The 18,295-nt window shown below is 69.3% G+C and carries 18 protein-coding genes and 1 pseudogene; 3 read left to right on the forward strand and 16 right to left on the reverse strand.

Translation table 11 applies throughout. From position 1 onward, the window contains the following. Window positions 1-170 precede the first annotated feature (170 nt). Window positions 171-1,466 carry a Twin-arginine translocation pathway signal gene (locus ACFXI4_RS27060; RefSeq protein ID WP_384995911.1) on the forward strand — a complete coding sequence of 432 codons (1,296 nt, stop codon included), beginning with the start codon at window positions 171-173 and terminating at the stop codon, window positions 1,464-1,466. Between the two features lie 572 nt (window positions 1,467-2,038). On the opposite strand, the gene ACFXI4_RS27065 is transcribed toward ACFXI4_RS27060, so the two are convergent. The 15 genes and pseudogenes from ACFXI4_RS27065 to ACFXI4_RS27135 all read right to left on the reverse strand — a co-directional run bounded on the left by ACFXI4_RS27065 (window position 2,039) and on the right by ACFXI4_RS27135 (window position 15,503). Then, window positions 2,039-3,781 carry a M15 family metallopeptidase gene (locus ACFXI4_RS27065; RefSeq protein ID WP_384995566.1) on the reverse strand — a complete coding sequence of 581 codons (1,743 nt, stop codon included), beginning with the start codon at window positions 3,779-3,781 and terminating at the stop codon, window positions 2,039-2,041. Window positions 3,782-3,875: 94 nt separating this feature from the next. Continuing rightward, window positions 3,876-5,075 carry a phosphotransferase enzyme family protein gene (locus ACFXI4_RS27070; RefSeq protein WP_384995569.1) on the reverse strand — a complete coding sequence of 400 codons (1,200 nt, stop codon included), beginning with the start codon at window positions 5,073-5,075 and terminating at the stop codon, window positions 3,876-3,878. Continuing rightward, complete coding sequence (locus tag ACFXI4_RS27075) at window positions 4,985-5,695, reverse strand: DUF6624 domain-containing protein (RefSeq protein ID WP_384995572.1); 711 nt, start codon at window positions 5,693-5,695, stop codon at window positions 4,985-4,987. The genes ACFXI4_RS27070 and ACFXI4_RS27075 overlap by 91 nt, the downstream gene beginning before the upstream one ends. Continuing rightward, the gene (locus ACFXI4_RS27080; RefSeq protein WP_384995575.1) at window positions 5,692-6,342 is read right to left on the reverse strand and encodes a hypothetical protein; all 651 of its coding nucleotides are present in this window, start codon (window positions 6,340-6,342) and stop codon (window positions 5,692-5,694) included. Before ACFXI4_RS27080 ends, ACFXI4_RS27075 begins: the two co-directional genes overlap by 4 nt. Further along, complete coding sequence (locus ACFXI4_RS27085) at window positions 6,339-6,827, reverse strand: LuxR C-terminal-related transcriptional regulator (protein WP_384995914.1); 489 nt, start codon at window positions 6,825-6,827, stop codon at window positions 6,339-6,341. Before ACFXI4_RS27085 ends, ACFXI4_RS27080 begins: the two co-directional genes overlap by 4 nt. Continuing rightward, a complete protein-coding gene (locus tag ACFXI4_RS27090; protein WP_384995916.1) occupies window positions 6,824-7,144 on the reverse strand; it encodes an SAM-dependent methyltransferase in 321 nt (106 codons plus the stop codon). The genes ACFXI4_RS27085 and ACFXI4_RS27090 overlap by 4 nt, the downstream gene beginning before the upstream one ends. 118 nt (window positions 7,145-7,262) lie before the next feature. Beyond that, a pseudogene (locus ACFXI4_RS27095) lies at window positions 7,263-7,991 on the reverse strand (DUF6302 family protein); the annotation flags it as partial. Next, window positions 7,988-8,452 carry a LuxR C-terminal-related transcriptional regulator gene (locus ACFXI4_RS27100; protein WP_384995577.1) on the reverse strand — a complete coding sequence of 155 codons (465 nt, stop codon included), beginning with the start codon at window positions 8,450-8,452 and terminating at the stop codon, window positions 7,988-7,990. The gene ACFXI4_RS27100 and the pseudogene ACFXI4_RS27095, both read right to left, overlap by 4 nt. A gap of 24 nt (window positions 8,453-8,476) precedes the next feature. Beyond that, window positions 8,477-9,709, reverse strand: coding sequence for a cytochrome P450 (locus ACFXI4_RS27105; protein WP_384995579.1), 1,233 nt, complete (start codon window positions 9,707-9,709; stop codon window positions 8,477-8,479). A 13-nt stretch (window positions 9,710-9,722) separates the two neighbouring features. Then, window positions 9,723-10,901 (reverse strand): cytochrome P450, encoded by a 1,179-nt coding sequence (locus ACFXI4_RS27110; RefSeq protein WP_384995582.1) that lies wholly within the window; start codon window positions 10,899-10,901, stop codon window positions 9,723-9,725. Then, entirely contained in the window at window positions 10,898-11,482 is a 585-nt protein-coding gene (locus ACFXI4_RS27115) for an ATP/GTP-binding protein (protein ID WP_384995584.1), read from the reverse strand. The genes ACFXI4_RS27110 and ACFXI4_RS27115 overlap by 4 nt, the downstream gene beginning before the upstream one ends. Then, a complete protein-coding gene (locus ACFXI4_RS27120) occupies window positions 11,475-11,831 on the reverse strand; it encodes a DUF742 domain-containing protein (RefSeq protein WP_384995586.1) in 357 nt (118 codons plus the stop codon). Before ACFXI4_RS27120 ends, ACFXI4_RS27115 begins: the two co-directional genes overlap by 8 nt. Then, window positions 11,828-12,238 (reverse strand): roadblock/LC7 domain-containing protein, encoded by a 411-nt coding sequence (locus ACFXI4_RS27125; protein ID WP_384995589.1) that lies wholly within the window; start codon window positions 12,236-12,238, stop codon window positions 11,828-11,830. The genes ACFXI4_RS27120 and ACFXI4_RS27125 overlap by 4 nt, the downstream gene beginning before the upstream one ends. Next, window positions 12,235-13,665: an ATP-binding protein gene (locus ACFXI4_RS27130; RefSeq protein WP_384995591.1), complete on the reverse strand. Its 1,431-nt coding sequence runs from the start codon at window positions 13,663-13,665 to the stop codon at window positions 12,235-12,237. Before ACFXI4_RS27130 ends, ACFXI4_RS27125 begins: the two co-directional genes overlap by 4 nt. Then, entirely contained in the window at window positions 13,665-15,503 is a 1,839-nt protein-coding gene (locus tag ACFXI4_RS27135) for a glycoside hydrolase family 15 protein (RefSeq protein WP_384995594.1), read from the reverse strand. The genes ACFXI4_RS27130 and ACFXI4_RS27135 overlap by 1 nt, the downstream gene beginning before the upstream one ends. Window positions 15,504-16,329: 826 nt before the next feature. On the opposite strand from ACFXI4_RS27135, the gene ACFXI4_RS27140 reads away from it, so the two are divergent. Together ACFXI4_RS27140 and ACFXI4_RS27145 are read left to right on the forward strand one after the other, a co-directional pair. Then, window positions 16,330-16,731, forward strand: coding sequence for an ATP-binding protein (locus tag ACFXI4_RS27140; protein WP_384995597.1), 402 nt, complete (start codon window positions 16,330-16,332; stop codon window positions 16,729-16,731). After that, window positions 16,728-17,771: an aldo/keto reductase gene (locus ACFXI4_RS27145; protein ID WP_384995599.1), complete on the forward strand. Its 1,044-nt coding sequence runs from the start codon at window positions 16,728-16,730 to the stop codon at window positions 17,769-17,771. Before ACFXI4_RS27140 ends, ACFXI4_RS27145 begins: the two co-directional genes overlap by 4 nt. Window positions 17,772-17,793: 22 nt before the next feature. On the opposite strand, the gene ACFXI4_RS27150 is transcribed toward ACFXI4_RS27145, so the two are convergent. Further along, entirely contained in the window at window positions 17,794-18,291 is a 498-nt protein-coding gene (locus ACFXI4_RS27150; protein ID WP_384995602.1) for an NUDIX domain-containing protein, read from the reverse strand. Window positions 18,292-18,295 lie beyond the last annotated feature (4 nt).

The raw sequence follows: 18,295 nt of genomic DNA on the forward strand, positions 1-18,295 counted from the left end.
TGCCCGCGAGCGCCGATGCGGACCGAGCACGCGACGAGACGGCAGGGAGACGGGCGATGGGCGCAATCACCCGAGGTCGACGGGCGGAAATCCAGCGGGAGGCGTCCAGGATTCGTGCTCAGTGCCAGCGAGACGGGCACTCGCAGGAGCGGATCGTCACCACCTTGCGGGTGGCGCTCCCCGAACTCACGGCCCTGGAAGCATGGCGCCTGGCACTGGGCTGGTCGCGGCCCCAAGCCATCCGGGAGGTGGCCGCCGCGTACCGCCAGGACGGCCTCCTGCCGCCCGGCCTGACGTCGGCCAGGCTGTGCCGCTACGAGCACGGGCAGGAAGAACCCGGGGACGAATACCGGCTGATGATCTCCCGGGCCTACGGTGCCCGACCTGACCAGCTGGGCCTTGAGACACGCTGCCTGTGGTGTAGCACCTGCACGTCCCCGCCCTCCCTCCACTACGGTCAGCACCAGCGCGAGGAGACGACCACCGGCCGAAAGGGATTCATGACGACCGCCAGCGGGCTTCCCGCCATCCGCGAATCCGTCCAATGGGCCGTCATGGACGCGCCCGGAGGCTCCCCGGCCATCGTCGAGCTGGCCGAATCGGCCGTGGAGCACTACGCCCTCAACTACAGCAAGCACCCCCCAGCCGTCCTCTTCGGCGAAGTTCGGGACACCCGAAACCTGCTGTCCGCCTCCGTCGCAGCCGCTGAGCCCGCGATCGGCCAGAGCCTCCGCCGCCAAGTCGGCTGGCTCTCCGCCCTCCTCGGAAACTTGTGCTTCCACCTGGACGACCGGCCAGGCGCGCGGGCACACCTCACCCTCGCCTCCACCTTCGGCCAGTCCACCCAGGAGCCGGCGCTGACCGCCTGGGCCAGTGGGGCGCTGTCCATGGTCGCCGCTGCCCGACAGGACTGGGACCACGCACGCGGACACGCTGACTACGGCCTCCAGCACGCGCCAGCGGGCCTGCGCCGCGCCCAACTCCTCGGCTGGGCCCTCCTTCCCACACTGGCGGCTCTCGACCGGGGGTCGGAGGCCGATGACGTCATCGCAGAGAGTGACTCGATCATGGCGTCCGGCGTGGGGATGCCCGGCCGCTTCGGGTACGACCTCGCAGAACACCGTCTCCACGTTGCTGAGGCGTACTTGACGCTCGAACGAGGCGACCGGGCCGCCGATGTGGCCCGCCAGTCGGTGGCCGCCGCACCGGAGCAGACTCCCGGCTGGGTGGCTGCCACCCTCGTCCTTGCACTGGCCGAAGCCCGCGACGCCCCGGAGCAGGCCGCCGCTCGCGCGCTCGGAGTACTCGACCTCATCCCACCACCCCGCCTTCGCGCGACCTCTCGTCTCCGTCTGGCGCGACTCGGCCGCCTGCTCGATGGCGCGACAGTCACTCCAGCAGCTGAACTCACCGAGCGCCTGCGAACCCTCCCGGAGCCGATCCGCCCGGACGGTACGGCCGCATAGGCCCCCAGGCGGCCGAGGTGCCGCACCCCCCGGTCGCGGACGCTCCGAGCTGGTTGGGACGGGCACTGGGCCTGTCTCGTGCCCGTCGGGTGTCAGCGGCCAAAGACTGCGGGCCGCCGAAACGAGCACGGTGATGAGAACGCCCATCAAGATCACGGCGAGGCAGCCGCCGACGTCGCGTAGCGTCGACAGCAGTGGGTCCTGCTGCCAGTTCCGCACACCGGCCTGGTCCGGCTTGCTGTGTGCGGGAGCTGGAGGCTGGTCGAACATTGAGACGTGGTCAAGGAAGGCGTCGCGTTCTGGGGTCTTATGTTCCGGGTCGCCCGTGGCGGGGCCGTCGGCAGCAAGGTTGAGGCGGAGCAGCCAGGTGCCCTGCGCGGCTGGCTTGGCCACGTGAGGTGACGATCGCATGGAGGTCGAGCAAGGAGGTCTGGAACGACCTGTAGGCGCGCCCGACGGCGGCTGCTGCCGGGCGAAGGTGCCATCGGGCCTGGGCGTCGACCTCCGCACGGACATTCAGGTACTCCAGGCCTTGCACTTAGCGGGGTGGGTGGGCGTGGTGGGGAAGGCGGTCAGGGCGTGTCCGGGCCGGAGCGCTGGAGGGATATGCCGTATCCGGGCAGCGTGTTGATGGCCATGACGGCCGCGCCCGCCGAGAGCTCTCTCCGGCCCAGGACGGCCCGCCGGATCCCGTCGACCCGCCACCCGTAGGGCAGCCGTGCCAACCGGGGCGCTTCTTCGGCGCCCCGCTTACGTGCTTTCTCGTCATCCCGCCTGCTGCGGTCCCGCGATCCGGGTGCGGGCGGCGCGTGACCGGCGGCAGCCTGGGCCGAAGCATCACGGATCGCCGTGTCGAGGGGCGCCGACCCCAGCGGCACGACCCTGTGGTCGCCCAGGACGAGCGTCTGCCACGCCTGCGGAAGGAGCGCGAACAGCTCCCACACCTCGGCCGCCTTGCCTCCGCCCGGCAGGCCGGCCGGTCGGCCCGAGGCCCAGAGCCCGGTCAGCTCTCGTACATCGCGTGCGAGATGCTGCCCTGCTGCGGCTCGGCCGCGGCCTGCCGGTCCCAGAGCGGTGACCTGGCTGATAGCCCAGTACACGGCGGCTTGGTCCCACGGCCGAAGTTGCTCCCAGACCCCCCGTGCACGAAGCTCGTCCCAGGTAAGCAAAGCGGCATCGTGCGCCGCCTTCCACACCCCCTGCGGGTCGAGAAGCTCCTCCCGGTCCAGGACGGCGAGCGCGTCGCCGATCCGCTTTACACGCGTCGCGTCCGGTGACGGGGTGTTGGCGAAGGCCGGCGTGCACAGGCCCGGGTGGCCGGTGAACAGCGCGCACGTCGGGCGGCCGGTGCGCCGGCACGCTTCGTGGACCGCGTGGGACGGGGCGCCGTTGCCCCAGTGTGCCCACACCGCTCGCGTCTGCGGCGGGTGAAGTGGGCGGGCGACAGCGGCATGCTCGGTTTGTTCATCGTGACTGTTCAGGGCGCAGATCAGCGTGCGGTAGGCCATACCGGCAACGCCGGGCAGGACGGTGTAGGCACTGCGCGACGCCGGCTGGACCGGCAGACGGGTGCCGCAGGCGGACGGGGCGGGGGACACGGTGGTGCTCATTTCTGGACGGCGCACGAGGTCCGGGTGCGTGCAACGGCTGGCGGGCTGGTAATGCTGCGGCAGTTCGACCGGCCCGTACACGGCGGCCGGCTGCCCGGTCTGCAGCGCCCAGTACCGGTCGCCGAAGCTCCAGTGCCACCACTTGGTCGGATGGTTGATCAGTCCGGCTGCGGACATTGCGGCCTTGAGAGTGGACCGGTTCGTCCGGGCCCGGTCGCTGAGACCAGGGGTGTCGGTGTAGCAGGTACCGCCGTTCTCCTCCGGGCTGGCGTTCACGCGCGTGCCCATGTCCAACTCGCGGCCGCGGTGGTCGACGAGCGTCACGTCGACAGCCGCGCCGGCGGTGTGCGGCGCGATCTCTGGAGGCGAAACGATGCAATTCGCGGCCTCGCGGAGGTTGGCCTGCCAGTCGGGGTGAGCGGCGCCCAGTTGCTCGGAGTAGTCCTCGAAGTAGCGCCGCTGGAGAGCTGGCGGGCGGTAGCCCTCGACGAACAGCAGGAATACCCCGATGGGCAGCAGCGACTGCGCGTGCAACAGCCGGGTCAGGACACGCTGTCGGACGTAGGCGAAGGCCCCTGCCTCGTCCTGTTTGCGGCCCTCGACCTGCAGGCCGGTCGTGCGGACGTCGACGAGGTCCTCGCCGCAATCCCGTAGAGGGATCGCAGCCACTCCCCGATCGGACATCAAAACGATGTTCGCGCTCACTCGTTTCCCCAGTCCCCTATGTCGAAGGAGGCGGCCATCCCGTAGCGGCGCGCTGCTGAAACGGCCGCCAGTCGTGCGAAGTCGTGGTCAGGCATCAGCCGCTGCCAGTCGGCCGTCTGCAGGACGCCGCACCTTGTCGTGGTCCCGCCGCGACAGCAGTGCCTTCGGTCCTCCGGCGGTCTCCCGGCAGCGTCGACGGCCCCTGCGTGGAGCTCCTACGCTGTTCTGCGGCAGCCTGACCAGGCGCTCGGCTGGAGGAAGCGCGCAAGTGGCGTAGCGTGCGACGACCACGGCTGACGAGCGCGCAGTCGCCACGCCTGGCGCCCGCACGGACCTGTGCGAGAGCATGCCGAGACGCCTCCATGACCAGACGGACTCTGTCGACGGCGTCCAACCCACGGCCGTAGCCAGTGAGTAGGTGGTCATACAGGTCGGGCCTCCCCGCCCAGACCTCAGCCAGCCGTGCCAGGTCTGAAACGGCAGGCCCCGGACGACTGCGTTCAAAGTCGATCACGGACAGCGTGTCGTCGTCCACGACGAGGTGGCCAAGCCGAAAGTCGCCGTGTGTCTGGACCCACTGTGGTGCCGGAAGCCGCAGTACCTGGTCGAGAGTGCAACGCATGAACTCCGAGTCGGCCGCGTCGAGATAGTCGCGGCACTGTTCCAGATGCCATTCAGTCTCGTGGCGGGAGGGTCCGCATCCGATTGGGGCCGGTCTGGGCGGAGTTATCGCATGGATTTGCCCGGCCAGAGCACCGATGCGCCGGACGTGTTCCTGCTCCTGTTCACGAGTCACCTCGACGTGCTGTCCGGCTCGCCCGGGTACGGCAGTGACGAGCACTGCTCGGTGCCCGTCCCCGACGGCGACCAGACGGGGCGCGGCTGCTCCGAGGCGTGGCACCCAGGTGAGATACGCCTGCACCTGGTGAGCATGAAGCCTCAGGTTTGCGTGGACCTTCAGATACCAGCCGCGTCCTCCGTCACAGCCAGCCAGGTGCCACACCCGGCTGCCGTCCGATCGGCCGGATACCCCATGCCATTGGACTCTCTGCCCAAGGACGTGTTCAGCCCACTCCCTCAAGGCTGGTTCAGGGAGCTCCACGCTACTTTTGGGTGCCGCGGTGTTGTGGCTGGTGGATTGAAGCAGAAGCCGCGGTCTGATGGGTGGGAGTAGGGGACGGTGCGTCTCCAGCGTGGACTGGGTCACAGGGCCACGACCAGTCGGCGTTCCTGAGCGGATGCGGCACCACGGTGTCCGCCTTCGGTTCCCACGCGGGTTCTGCCTGTGAACCACGGCATCACTCCGGTAGTCCGGCTGGTATGAGCAAGGGTCTTGCACGCTGTGCTGGCCTCGGCCTGAGGTGGGAACAGCAGGTGTTCGGAGTGGTCAGCGGAGTACCGCCGACGCACCGCCGTCAGAGCGACAGCAATCGGCGGCAGGCCCACCGTGGCCCTACGCGCGTCGACGGACTCCGGTGCGCGGAGCGGGCATAGCCCGATGCCGTCGGCGTCGAGCAGGAGTTGAGTTCCGTACTCCTGGTCGCATCCGTTGGTGATGAGTGCGCGGTCGTGTAGGTGCGCCCAGTGCTGGATGGGCGCCTCGCCGGCCTGCACCGCACGTCCCAGCAGCGTGGCCGCCGCGCGCTGGAAGGGCGGGTCGTCGTTGCTGTGCAGGGCGATGCTCCACGCGGCACGGGAGCCGTCGATGCCGACGAGCCGGTGACCGGGCCAGTCGTGCTCGGCCAGGATCCGGCGCAGCACCCGGCTGTTCGCGTGATCGGTGTGCCGGCCCCGGCCTAGTTGGACAGCATCGATCTGGTCGCGCACGCGCATGGCCCGGTGCGCGGCTGACTCCAAGGCGCGGGCGATCAGCTCGCGGGCGATGTCCGGCCTCAGCGGGTTGTCGGCAGTCACGCGCTGCTCCGGCTGTCGGGTGCCGGCTGAGGCGCGCGGACCTGGGAGCTGATCAGCGCGCGAAGACCGGGGCGGAGCTCGGCGGGAAGCTGGAGGCGGGCGACTCGGTCTCTGTCGCGTCCAGGGCCGGATCCGCACACTTTCCAGCCGGTGTCGGTGAGACGACGCAAGAGTGCTGCGAGGGGCTCGGCGTCGAGAGCATGGCGGGCGAGGGTCTCGGCCCGTACGACAGGGAGATCGTGCCGGGCGGCGAAGTCGGACGCCCACAGAGTGACCAGGCGGGAGGTGTCGTCGGGCTGGCCGGACAGGGTGTGGACGTGGCGGAGGAAGAGGCACGGACCCTGGCCCCATCCGATGTCCGGGGTGTGTTCGGGGATCATGCAGGCCAGCAGCCGTCCGTCCTCGAACAGCCCGGCAGACATGCGCTGCGCATCGCGGAACCGGGCGGGGATGTCGGCGTGAGCGGGGATGGGGAGACCGTGCAGGGTGAGCCAGCGCTCGCGGTCCTGGACGAGGGCGGCCGCCTCTTCGAGCTCGGCCGCGGTGCTCAGCGTGCGCATCTCGTAGATCGCGGACGGCGGCGTCCGCGTGAACGGGACGGGAGCGGAGCGGTCCTCACCGGCAGCAGGAGACGTGGACCGGGTCACTGGCTCGCTCCGTTCCGTGCCGCGGGAGTCTGAGCGGCCGTCAGCAGCTCCCAGCTGTGCCCCAGGATCACCAGCTGGGTGGGATCTGGTGCGCCCGTGGCGGCGAGGAGCCGGTCCAGGGCGGCGGGCAGGTCGGCCGGTGCGAGCTTGGCGGCGACGGCGATGTCGCGGCTGTCGCTGTGCACGGCCACGGCTCGCAGGAGCAGCAGCTGGTCCGTGCCGAGGTCCGGCGTGGGCCTGTCCGCCGTGGGAGTGGCCACCTGCCGAGTAGCGATCAGGCTGTGCACGATCACGGGGAGCCCGCAGCGGCGCGGGAAGTGGAGGTACTCGCGGATGTTGCGGATGTACTGACGGATGGTGGCTTGTGACAGCCCCATCTCTGCGGCGATTTTTGCGGGGGTGACACCACGCGCGAGGTATTCGGCGACGTTCTGCAGGGCCGGTGTCAGAGGGGTGATCGGTGCGCTGGTCGTGGGCGGGGTCACGATGTCTTTTCCTCGGCTGACTGGGTGGTTGGCGTATGAGGCTTGAAGGCGAGTCCGGCAAGAGACCCTGCTATGTGTGGCTCGAGGTGGGCGTAGGGGTGTGCCGGGTGCCAGCGGTGCGGCGGTACCAGGCCAGGCGGCTCCACATGCCAGTCCCCGAACAGTTCCGTGAACGCGGCTGCATCGCGTGGCCGGAAGGCGATGCCCGCGGCGCCGAAGCGAGCGGTGAATCTGCTCATCTTGTTCGGTTCGAGGTCGGTGGCGTGGACGATGGACACCGCGCTGCCTGCCGGAAGCGCGTCCCGTAGTACGGCCATCACCTCGGAGACGGTCTCGTCGGATTTGATCCAGGGCAGGACCTCCGAAAATTTGACTGTTGCAGTCGACGTAGACGAGACGCGCCGTGCTGTTGTGCCGTCTCACGATGTCCTGGAGAGCCGTGTACGGCTCGAACTCGTCCGAACGCGGGCTGGGCCAGGGCACGAGGCCGCATCCCAGGTCGAGGAATTGGTCGATGCCGTGTGCTGTGAGATGGCCGATCACGCTGGGCGTGTGCAGTCGGTTGAGGGTGGCTGCGACGGTCAGGGCGTCGGCATCGGCTCTCGGGAGCGACTCCACGAACTCCCGGTCCGCCAGGTAGTTGTCCCGGCCGTCGAGGAGCACGTCGTAGACACCGGCGACCGAAGGCCCCGTACCGGCGTCCGGGAGCGGGGTGACAGGAATCCGGGAGTCTTCCCGGTTCATCTCGTCCTCGAACGCCCGCCTGCCGGCCTCGTGGTAACCCCACATCCGGGCCTGCTGATCCGGTGTGGCGAGCACCGAGTTCAGACCCCAGCTGATGGTGCACGGTTCATCGGCGTCGCCGCTGTCATGGTCCCGCAGGTTCGGGAACCCCTGCTTCCCGTCAAGAGCGAGGAGGACATCGCGGGCCTGCGTCCAGCCCGCTACGGTGACCTGCCCGGCCACTCTGGCCCCGCCCAGAGGGACAGCCAGACAGCTCTCAGCGGATTCGTCCTCTCCGAGGACGACTTCGACCGCACGGTCGACCAGTGTCGGGTCGGCCAGCAGCTCTCTCATTACGAAGCGTTCGCGCTCTGCCCGTGACCGGGGGCCAGGTCCGGTCTCAGGACCCCTGACCGGTACGACCGGAGTGTGCTCGATCATGCGATCACCCGGGCTTGCTTGTCCGTGAGCAAGCACCAGCCGTGCGCGAGGATCACTGCCTCGGTGATGTCCCTCGCTCCGGTGCCGGCGAGGAGCTGGTCGAGCGCGGCCCGCAGGTCGCCGGGGGCGATGTTGGCGGCGCGGGCGATGTACAGGGGCAGGGTGTGACGGGTCAGGGCTCTGAGCAGGCTGATCTGCTCGGAGCCGAGGGGCGGAGCAGCCCGCTTTGGTGTCGGGATGCTGATGACTCCGGTGATGAGGATGTGGTGTGCGACGACAGCGAGGGAACAGCGCTCCGGGCAGCCCAGCTTCCAACGCACGTTGCGCAAGGTGGCATAGACAGTGGACAGCCTGAGACCGACTTCGGAGGCGATCGCCCGAGCGGTCAGTCCCTTCACCACGTGCACGGCAAGCCGCCGTTCGGACGGGGTGAGTGGCTGCACTTGGGCGGCGGTGGTCATGGCGTACTTCCTCGTCGCGATCTGTCAGTTGGTCGTGATCGGGCGAAGGCGCACCAGAACGGCCGTGTGTCCGTTGCTGATCAGGCTCGGCAGCCGCTGTAGTTCCTCGTGTCCGATGGCGAGCTGGGCGTCGGGGAAGCGCGCGAAGAACAGGCGCAGGACCGTGGTGACTTCGAGGCGGGCCAGGGGTGCGCCGAGGCAGAAGTGGACGCCGTGTCCGAAGGCGAGGTGCTCCTTGCTGGGGCGGGTGGCGTCGAAGCGGTCGGCGTCCTTGTGCAGGGAGGGGTGGCGGTTCGCGGCGGCGTAGGCGGCGAGGATGGCGTCCCCGGCGCGGATGGTCTGGCCATCGGGGAGCGGGATGTCGACGAGCGCGTAGCGCAGGGGGAGGTATTTGACCGGGGGCTCGTAGCGAAGGGTCTCCTCGACGATGTCCGACCAAGTGGACCGTCCGGCGTGGACGTGAACGAGCTGGTCCGGGTCTGACAGCAGGATGGTGAGGGCCTGGTCGATGACGTTGGCCGTGGTCTCGTAGCCGGCGCTGATCATCAGCAGGAGCGTGTCACGCAGTTCGGCGTCGCTGAGGATGGAGCCGTCACCCTCCTCGTCACGGGTGGTGACCAGCACCGACGTCATGTCGTCGCCGGGCGTGGTCCGCTTGGCGGCGATGAGGGCGTCCAGCAGACCGTACAGGGCCGCGGTGTTGGCCTTTTGCTCCTCGGAGGTGAGATGCGTGGCGAACACGTTGTCGACCACGGAACGGAACTCGGTGCGCTGGTCCACCGGGATGCCCAGGAGCTGCCCGATGACGGTGATGGGCACCGGGTAGGCGAGGTGTTCGCGCAGGTCGACGCTCTCGCCGGCGGGCAGCTTGTCGAGGTCGTCGAGGAGGCCAGTGACCAGGGTCTCGATGCCGGATTGGAGGGCGGCGGTGCGGCGGGCCGAGAGGGCGGGGGCGATCATGCGGCGCAGGCGGCTGTGGTCCGGCCCGTAGGCGGTGAACATGTTCTTCACCGCGACCCATATGGCCAGCGGCCAGGTGGTCACGGTCTCGGCGTGGGCCGGCCAGTGGGCGTGGCCGTCCTTGGAGATGTCCTTGCTGGTGAGCAGTTCCTTCAGGAGGGCCGGGTCGGAGACGGACCAGGCCTCTACACCGAGGATGTCCACCCGCGTGGCGGGGCCGCGCTCGCGCAGGACCCGTTGCTCGGCCTCCGGGTTCCCGGCGGTGGGGTCGAGGACGACTATCTGCTGCTCGGACATGTCAGGGTCTCTTTCAGTCAGTGGGGAAGGTGACAGGTAGGGCCACCAGGGAGCGGTGGAAGGCGCCGGGGCGCCGGGTGAGGTCCTCGATGCGGACGTCGAGGTCGATCTCGGGCAGGGCGTCGAGGATGTGGAGGATGGCCGCTTCAGCGATGAGGTAGGCGTGGGAGCTGGCCGGGCAGCTGTGCGGGCCGGCGCCCCAGGCGAGGTGGGCGCGGTTGCCCAGCGGCACGTGCTGACCGAGGGCGGGGTCGTTGTTGCAGGCGGCGTAGCTGATGACCACCGGTTCGTCCGCCGGGAGCATGTAGCCGCCGATGTCGGCAGGCCGGGGCGGGTAGGTCATCCCGAAGTTGGCGAGCGGCGGGTCGCGGTACAGGACGGTGTCCAGGGCTTCGCGGACGGAGGCGTCGCCGGCGTGCAGGTCCCCGGAGAAGTCCGGGTTGGTGAGCATCTCCAGGAGCGTGTTGGCGATCAGGTTGGTCAGCGGTTCGATGCCGGCGCCGTAGAGGGTGATGAGCTGGTGGCCCATCTCGGTGTCGTCGAGCCGGGCGACGTGGACGAGGAGCCTGCTGGTCACGTCGTCACCGGGGTGCGCCCGGCGCAGGGCGACGAGATCGGCGACGGCCTGGGCGAGAATTTGGTTGCCGATGGAGGCGTTGACCCCGTCGAAGATCTTGGCCATGCCGTCGGCGATCCGGTGACCGACCTCGTCGGGGCAGCCGAGTAGGTAACTCAGAGTCTGGAATGCCAACGGCCAGGCGTACTGGGCCAGCAGATCGGCCTTCCCGCCGTTCTTGAAGGCGCTGATGTTCTGGGCGGCAACGACCTCGACGTGCTCACGCAGCGCGTGCTGGTCGACAGCCTGCAGTGCGGCGGTGTTCGCGGTCCGGTAGCGGGCGTGCTCGGCGCCGGCGGAGCGCAGGGCGTTGGGCCGGTACTCCATCATCGGCCGGATCGGGCAGGTGTCCGGGACGGTGACCTGCCAGCGGCGCGGGTCGGCGGGGAAGCGCTGCGGGTCGCCGAGGATCCGGCGGGCTGCTTCGTAGCCGACGACGAGGGTGGCTGGCACGCCGGGCGCCAGGTCCACCGGGACCAGGGGACCGAACTGCTCGCGCATGCGCCGGTAGAAGGCGTGCGGGTCCTGGGCGAAATCCGGCTCGTACAGGGAGATGCGAGGGGGCGCGGTGCTCACGGTCGGGACTCCAGATTGGCGAGGTATTCGGTGAGCTGGATCAGGGCTTGCATGCAGGACGCCCGCTGACGGGCGTCGCAGACGCCGAGCGGGGTGTGTCCGTCCAGGGCGAGCGCCTCACGGATCTCGGTGAGGGGGTAGTGGGGGGCGCCGTCGAACTGGTTGACCGCGACCGCGTACGCGACGCCGGCCTCTTCGAGGAGGGTGAGGATCTCGTGGGAGGCGTCCAGGTCGCGGGGGTCGACCAGGACCAGGGCGCCGAGGGCGCCGAAGACCAGCTCCTCCCACAGGAACCGGAACCGGGCCTGGCCGGGGGTGCCGAACAGGTAGAGCACCAGGTCGTCGCTGAGGTGTTTGCGTCCGAAGTCGACCCCGACGGTGGTAGTGGCCTTTTGGGGCGTGCGGTCCAGGTCGTCGACCAGCTCGCTGGCCCGGGTGATGGTCTCTTCCATGTGGACGGGCTGTACTTCGGAGACGCTGCCGACGAAGGTCGTCTTGCCCACGCCGAAGGCTCCGGCGACCACGATCTTCGCGGTCGCCGTCACTGTCGCCGCGACGAACCGGTCAGGCCGGTCAGGCATGAGCGCGGAGGCCATGGAGGACCCTTTCGATCAGGGAGAGGGGAGGGCGTTCGTCCTCTTGGGCTTGGGCGAGGGTCATCAGCCCTTGTCCGATGAGGTCGCCGACGAGGATGCGGATGGTGGAGGGAGGCAGGCTGAGGGCGGAGGCGATCTCGGCGACGGCGAGCCCGCCGCCGTGGGAGCCGGCGAACAGTGCCAACAAGGCGCGGCTGTCGGCATGGAGTCCGGGGTGGGTGCCGGTCGCGGCGAAGACCACGCTCTCCAGGCGTACGTCCGTGGCGGGGCGGGTCCGTCCGCCCGTGCGGACGTAGGGCCTGACCAGGTCGGGATCCTGCCGCGGCCTGCTCATGCCGGCGGTGCTTCCACGCTGCTGGCCGTCCGGGACTTGACCCCCAGCTGCTCGCCCACGCTCCCGGCCAGGCGCAGGGCGGCCTCGCTGATCACACCGATGTCGACGTGGGGGCTGCTCGTACGGACGGCGAGCATCGTGTTCTCCCCGGCCGGGATGAGCAGCGAGATGTGACCGACCGACTCCATGACGAACTGGCGCACACCCTGGCCGCCCGTCTCGCGGTCGAAGGCCCGCGAAGCCGACCACAGCGTCGAGGAGATGGCGGCGATCTTCTCCGCCTGCTCCCGCCGCAGGCGGGGCGTGTAGCCCGGGTTCATGCCGTCGGCCGCGACCAGCACGGCATACGCCACGCCGTCCGTATCCTCCAGGCGCTCCAGGAGCCAGCCGATGTCCTTGTCGCTCATGCCTCGTGTCCTTGCTCGTCGGTTTTCAGGGAAGGAGTGGCGTCAAGTTCGGCGCGTGCGGCCCGGGTGCCGTTGGCCCAGGAGGCGATCACGCTCGCGCGTCCGGGTTCCGCGTTGACCGGCCGGCGGGCGGGAGCGGGTGCCGGAGTGCCGCGCCGGTGGCGCCGCGTCAGCCCGCTGGCCGTCGTCGAGGACACTTCCGGCACCGGGGGGCGTTCGGGGCCGGGCTGCGGTTCCGGTGTGGGCGGGGCCAGGGCCAGGCGGCCCTCCGTGGCAGAGGGGAGCGCGTCCTGTGGAACGCTGTGCGCCGCCGTTGCGGGCGGGGCCTCGTCCACGGTTGTGAGGAGGTCCGCGGGCAGGGTGAGGAGGGCGCGGGTGCCCATCATTGCGTTGGGCGCCTGGACGTCGACCCGGAATCCGTAGTTGCCGGCGAGAGCGGCAACGACCCGGAACCCGGTCTTGGGAAGGGCGCCCAGCTGCGTGATGTCGTCGGTGCGCTGGCCGCTGAGTATGTCCCGTGCCTCGTCGAGCTGTTCCGGCGTCATCTGCAGGCCGCTGTCGTCCACGATGACGGTGACCCCGTGGTGGCCCTGCTCGAAGGAGACGTGGACACGGGACTGCGGCGGGGAGAACCGCAGCGCGTTGTCCAGCAGGAGGGCGAGGGCGTGCACCACGGGTCCCACGACACGGGTCTTCACCCCGAGGGACAGCTCCTGCGGTGCCACGCGCTGGTAGTCCTCGACATAGCCCATCGCGGCCCGCACCACATCGGTCAGGGTCGTGGTGGTCCAGTGCCGGGTCAGCTTGCCGCCGGCCAGGATGGTCCAGCCTTGTGCGACCAGCAGCGTCTGCTGGACGGTGCGGTCGATCCCGGTCAGGGTCCCGAAGGTGGCGTCGTCCTGGTGCGCCCGGACCCCTTCACTGACTGCCTTGCTGGTCTTGGCGGCCATGCCCACCAGCGCCGACGACACGCTGCGCACCGCGGCCTCGGTCGACCGAACGGCATTCGCCTGCACCCGGGCGGTCTCCGCCTGGGCGTTGATATGCGCACGGCGCAGCTCCTCCGCCGCGTGCGCCCTGATCTGCTCGATCTCCTGCTGCGCGGCGTACCGGACCTCACCGATGATGGTCTGGGCGAGGCCGGCAGCGGCCTTGGCCACGAGTGCCAGCCGCTCGCCGACCACCGTGCCGGTCAGCTCCGGCGGCACAACGGGCGGAGCCACCCGGCCGCCGGTCCTGTGGATCTGCGGCAGCACCTCGTGGACCAGCCGGTCCAGAGCCTGCTCGGTGACCCTCTGTTCCCGGGACAGGAGATCTGCCTGCTGCCGTGCCGCGCGCCAGCGGCGACGGATGGCTGCCACCATCGCCAAGGCGACGACGGCCACGAGAACAAGCAGGACGAGAATGGTGATGGCAAACACGTTCATCAGGCACCAGCCGCCACGAGGACGTCCGCCTCGGCTACAGGCACACCCGCACCGAGCTGCTGCAGCAGCAGCGCGGACCCGATGACCCCGATATGGCTGTACGCCTGCGGGAAGTTGCCCAACTGCCGCCCGCTGGCGGGGTCGTACTCCTCGGCGAGGAGACCGAGGTCGGTACGCAGGGCCAGCAGCCGCTCGAACAGCGCGTGGGCTTCGTCCAGGCGGCCGGTCAGGGCGAGCGCGTCGACCATCATGAACGAGCAGAGGAGGAAGGTCCCCTCGTTACCGGTCAGGCCGTCGATCCCGGTGCGCTTCCCGGCGGTCCGGTACCGGTGCACGAAGCCCTCGGGGGTGGACAGATCCCGGCGCACCGCCTCCACCGTTCCCAGGACCCGCGGGTCGTCCGGAGGCAGGAAGCCCACCCGGGGGATCAGCAGCAGGGCGGCATCGACCTCCGGCGATCCGTAGGACTGAGTGAAGGTGTTTCGCTCGGCGTCGAAGCCGCGCGTGCACACCTCCTGGTGGATGGCCTCGCGCAGCTCCATCAGCGCGAACAGGTCAGCTTCCATGGCGCCGGCCTCGACCAGGCGGATCGTGCGGTCGACGGCCACCCAGGCCATGATCTTGGAATGGACGAAGTGCCGCCGCTCCCCGCGGACCTCCCAGATCCCCTCGTCGGGCATCCGCCACCGCACGGCCAGGTGTTCAATGAGCCGCTGGTGGAGGACCGCGGTGTCCCCGCACGGGGCGACGCCGCACTCGTGCGCGAGGTAGAGGGTCTCGATCACGTAGCCGTAGACATCGAGCTGCACCTGGTCGGCCGCGCCGTTGCCGACCCGGACCGGCGCGGAGTTCTCGTAACCGGGCAGCCACCCCAGCTCCCGCTCCGGCAGGTCCCGCCGGCCGGTGATGCCGTACATGATCTGCAGGTTCTCCGGATCGCCGGCCACCGCCCGCAGCAGCCACCGGCGGAAAGCGCCGGCCTCCTGGCGGAAGCCGGACCCGAGCAGTGCGGCCAGGGTGGTGGAGGCGTCGCGCAGCCAGGTGTAGCGGTAGTCCCAGTTCCGTTCGCCGCCGACTTCCTCAGGCAGCGACGTGGTCGGCGCGGCGACGATGCCCCCGCTGGGCGCGTACGTCATCGCCTTCAAGGTGATGAGCGAGCGGACGACAGCGTCGCGGTACGGCCCGGTGTAAGTGCACTGGCTCGCCCAGTCCTCCCAGAACGCCAGGGTCGCCTCCAGCGCCACCTCGGGCTCAGGGATCTCGGGAGCGCCGCCGTGGGACGGACTCCAGCTCAGCACGAAGGCCATCCTGTCACCGGCGGTGACCGTGAAAGAGGTGACGATCGCCCCGTCCTTCTCGCACTGCTCTGCCAGCGTGTCCAGCCACAGCGCGTCCTCCCCGCCCTCGGCCACCATGCGTCCGCCCACCTCATGAACCCACGGACTGATGCGCCCGTACCCCGGGCGGGCGCGCAGCGCGGACACCATGGAGACCTCACCGGCCGTGCCTTCCACGATCCGGATCACCTGCGGCGCTCCGTTGCGGGGAGGCATGAAATCGGTGACCGTCACGCTGCCGGAGGAGGTCGTCCACACTGTCTCCAGCACGAGGGACTCGCCGACGTAGCGCCGCTCGGCGCTCGCCGCGGCGCCGTCCTGGCAGGCGGCGGGGGCGATGCGCCATGCCCCGTGCTTCTCCGAACCGAGCAGGGCCGCGAACGGGGCCGGCGAGTCGAAGCGGGGCAGGCACAGCCAGTTGAGCGAACCGTCACCGCAGACGTGGGCGCTGGTCTGCATGTCGCCGATCAGGCCGTGCTGCTCGATGCGCGGACGTTTCATCGTGTGGATCTCCGTTACCCCCGACGGGCCGGGGTGCTATCGGGGCCGTCGTAACGGCCGGCAACAGTGGGAAGGAATGCCCGGGCTACCACCGGGACGGGGACGGATCCTGCTGTTGCAGGAGTTCACCGCTGACAGTTACTTGGGCAAGCAGTTGCGTGATGCCGTGAATAGCTTTGCCGTTCCACGGCAAGCTTCGGTAGCGAAATCCGCCCCCACTTCTCCCCACTTAGGCGGCCCCGAGGGCGGGAGTAGCTCCCTCTAACCTCTTCGAGAAAAGCGGGCAGAAGTGTTCAATTCAGGCGGCGAGCCCGACGTTGATGCCAACCCGAACGCCGTCGGCGCTGAAGATCGGCTACGCCACCCCACTTCTCCTCACTTCCCCGGAAGGGCTTGACTGGAATCGAGGGGTGCAGTAAAGGCGATTCGCTCGGTCGTTATGACCTGTGTCTTGGTATCCGCCCAGGTGAGGCGGGTGTCTGGGGCGCAGATCGTCTCCTCGCTGCTGGGCTGGAAAACGGGTGGCGTTCCCCCGCCGAGACATCTTGGCGCGCGTAGAGCGTGCGAATATCGCCTCTTTGTTCCCACTCGGACCCCCTCGGTGCGTTTCTGCGCGCGTGAGAAGTCGGCTCTGTCGTCGGTGAAGTGGGGAGAAGTGGGGGCGGGTTTCGCTATCACTCGCGCTGCGGCATGCCCCACGGTATTCAGCAGGACTTCCCGTCCCTGCCCCGAGCGTCGCGAATGCAGCGAGGAGTGAGTGATCCCCGTGCCTGGTCCCACCAGCACTGTCTTGCCAAGCGTCCAAGGACGCGATGGCGGTTGCGAGATGACGCGCGCTGCGATCGACCTCCGCAACATCGAAGCCCCGCAGCGCGCAGCCCGGCGCATCGTCCGCAAGGCTCTCGCGGGCAAAGCCGGAGGTGAATACACGGACGACGTAGTCCTGGTGGCCGACGAACTGGTGGGCAACGCCGTCGAACACGCGGGAGCGGCGCTCGACATGTCTCTTGATGTGTACGAGTGGGGAGTGACGGTCCAGGTTAGGGACGGTGGTGAAGACACCACCGCGGTGCCGGGGATGCCCCTGGCCGCCGACGAAGATGATGAAGGTGGGAGAGGCCTGTTTCTGGTGGACGTACTGGCAAGCGCTTGGGGAGTTCAGCACGACGAGAAGGGGAAGCGGGTCATCGCGATCTTTCTCTACCGGACGGGAGACGCTGACCAGTGACACTGATCGATCTCGCGCCCCGCCGTCTGGCTCCGGGCCTGACGGTGCGACCGCTGGGCGTCAGCAGCGGAACCTCCCGTTGGGCACCGACCGTCGCTCAGCCCCAGGACGCACGGCTGCTCGACGCCCTGCGGCGCGCTCTGGACGTCGGCGATGATGACGCCGGAGCCCAGTTGCTGGATACGGCCGACAGCCACCGGTGCGGTCACGCCGAACGGTTGGTCGGCAGGGTCCTCAAGGAGTGCCCGGGCCACAGGGTGCAGGTCGCGAGCAAGGTCGGCCGAGTGCAGGGTTCTGCTCCGCACCCTTACGCCGGCCCGCGGGTCCGCCACCAGCTTGAACAGACCCTGGAGAACTTGTACCTGGACCAGTTGGCCGTCTACACCCTGGAGTCCTATGACTTCGGGCCCGGCGACCGATATCTCGACCCGGTCGTTGAGCAGATGCGGGCCCTGCGCGATCTCGGCCAGATCCGAGCGATCGGGCTTCGAGGCCCGGGATCTCACGCCTCGCAGCACACGATGCGACGCTTCTTGGACCTGTTCGACCGGATCCGCCCCGACGTGCTCTGGACGCAGGCGAGCGGGTTACTGCCGCTGGCCGATCTCGGGGAGGATGAAGACCTCGGTGCCTTCACGGTGCGCCACGGCGTCGGTCTGGTGATCGCCTCGCCGCTGGCCCATGGGGTCCTCGCGGGGGGCCGTGTGGACCGTGCGCTGGCCGCGTGGCCGAGCGCGGCGGCCGACCGCGGGGCGATGGCGGCAGCGGCCACCCACGGTCTCGCACAGCTGGCCGGTATGTTCGGCTCGTCTACACAGGCTCTAGCCCGGGTGGCTTTGCGGTCGATCCTTCAACGTGTGCAGAACGCCGTGCTGGTGATCGGCGTCGGCGACGAGCAGCAGCACCAGTACGACCGTGGCTTCCTCGGCCGGCCACTGTCCGAGGAGGAACTTGCCGCGGTTGAGGAAGTGTTCGCCCGTGTGCGAAGGGTGATGTTCAAGTCGGAGGAGCGTGTCCCGTCTGTTGAGGCCAGCGTGTGACCCTCCGTAAGGCGTGCCTCGTTCAGAGAGCGACTCCGTTGCGGAGGTAACGCGGAACTCCGTCCTCTAGGACCTGGATGGCGTTGACGGCCCGGACGCGCTGGCGCTCCGGCAGCAGCGTCAGTGCGTCCGGAATCTCGAAGAAGCGGTGCTCGGAGATCTCCTCATCACTCGGCTTGAGCTCGGCGATCTGTTGAGGGGACAGGATGCCGGCGTCGAAGACGAACCCGAGGAGGTCGTCCCACGGGCCGTGGGGGCCGACCCAGTCGACACACAGGAACCGCAGATCGGCGACCGCGAGGTCAAGTTCCTCCCTGAGCTCGCGTCGAAGGGCGTCCTCGGGGGCCTCGTTGCCCTCGGCCATACCGCCGGGCAGATCCCAGCCCGACTTGTAGGTCGGGTTCACCAGAAGCAGTCTTCCGTCGTGATCCCGGATCAGCGCGTCCGCGGCGGCACGCTTGCGGGCCTGCCGGGCATTGCCCTCGGCCAGGTAGGCCTCGCGTCCGGGATCGCCTGACATGGGT

Origin of the sequence: Streptomyces sp. NPDC059224, from assembly GCF_042754285.1 — a bacterium.
Lineage (GTDB): Bacteria > Actinomycetota > Actinomycetes > Streptomycetales > Streptomycetaceae > Streptomyces.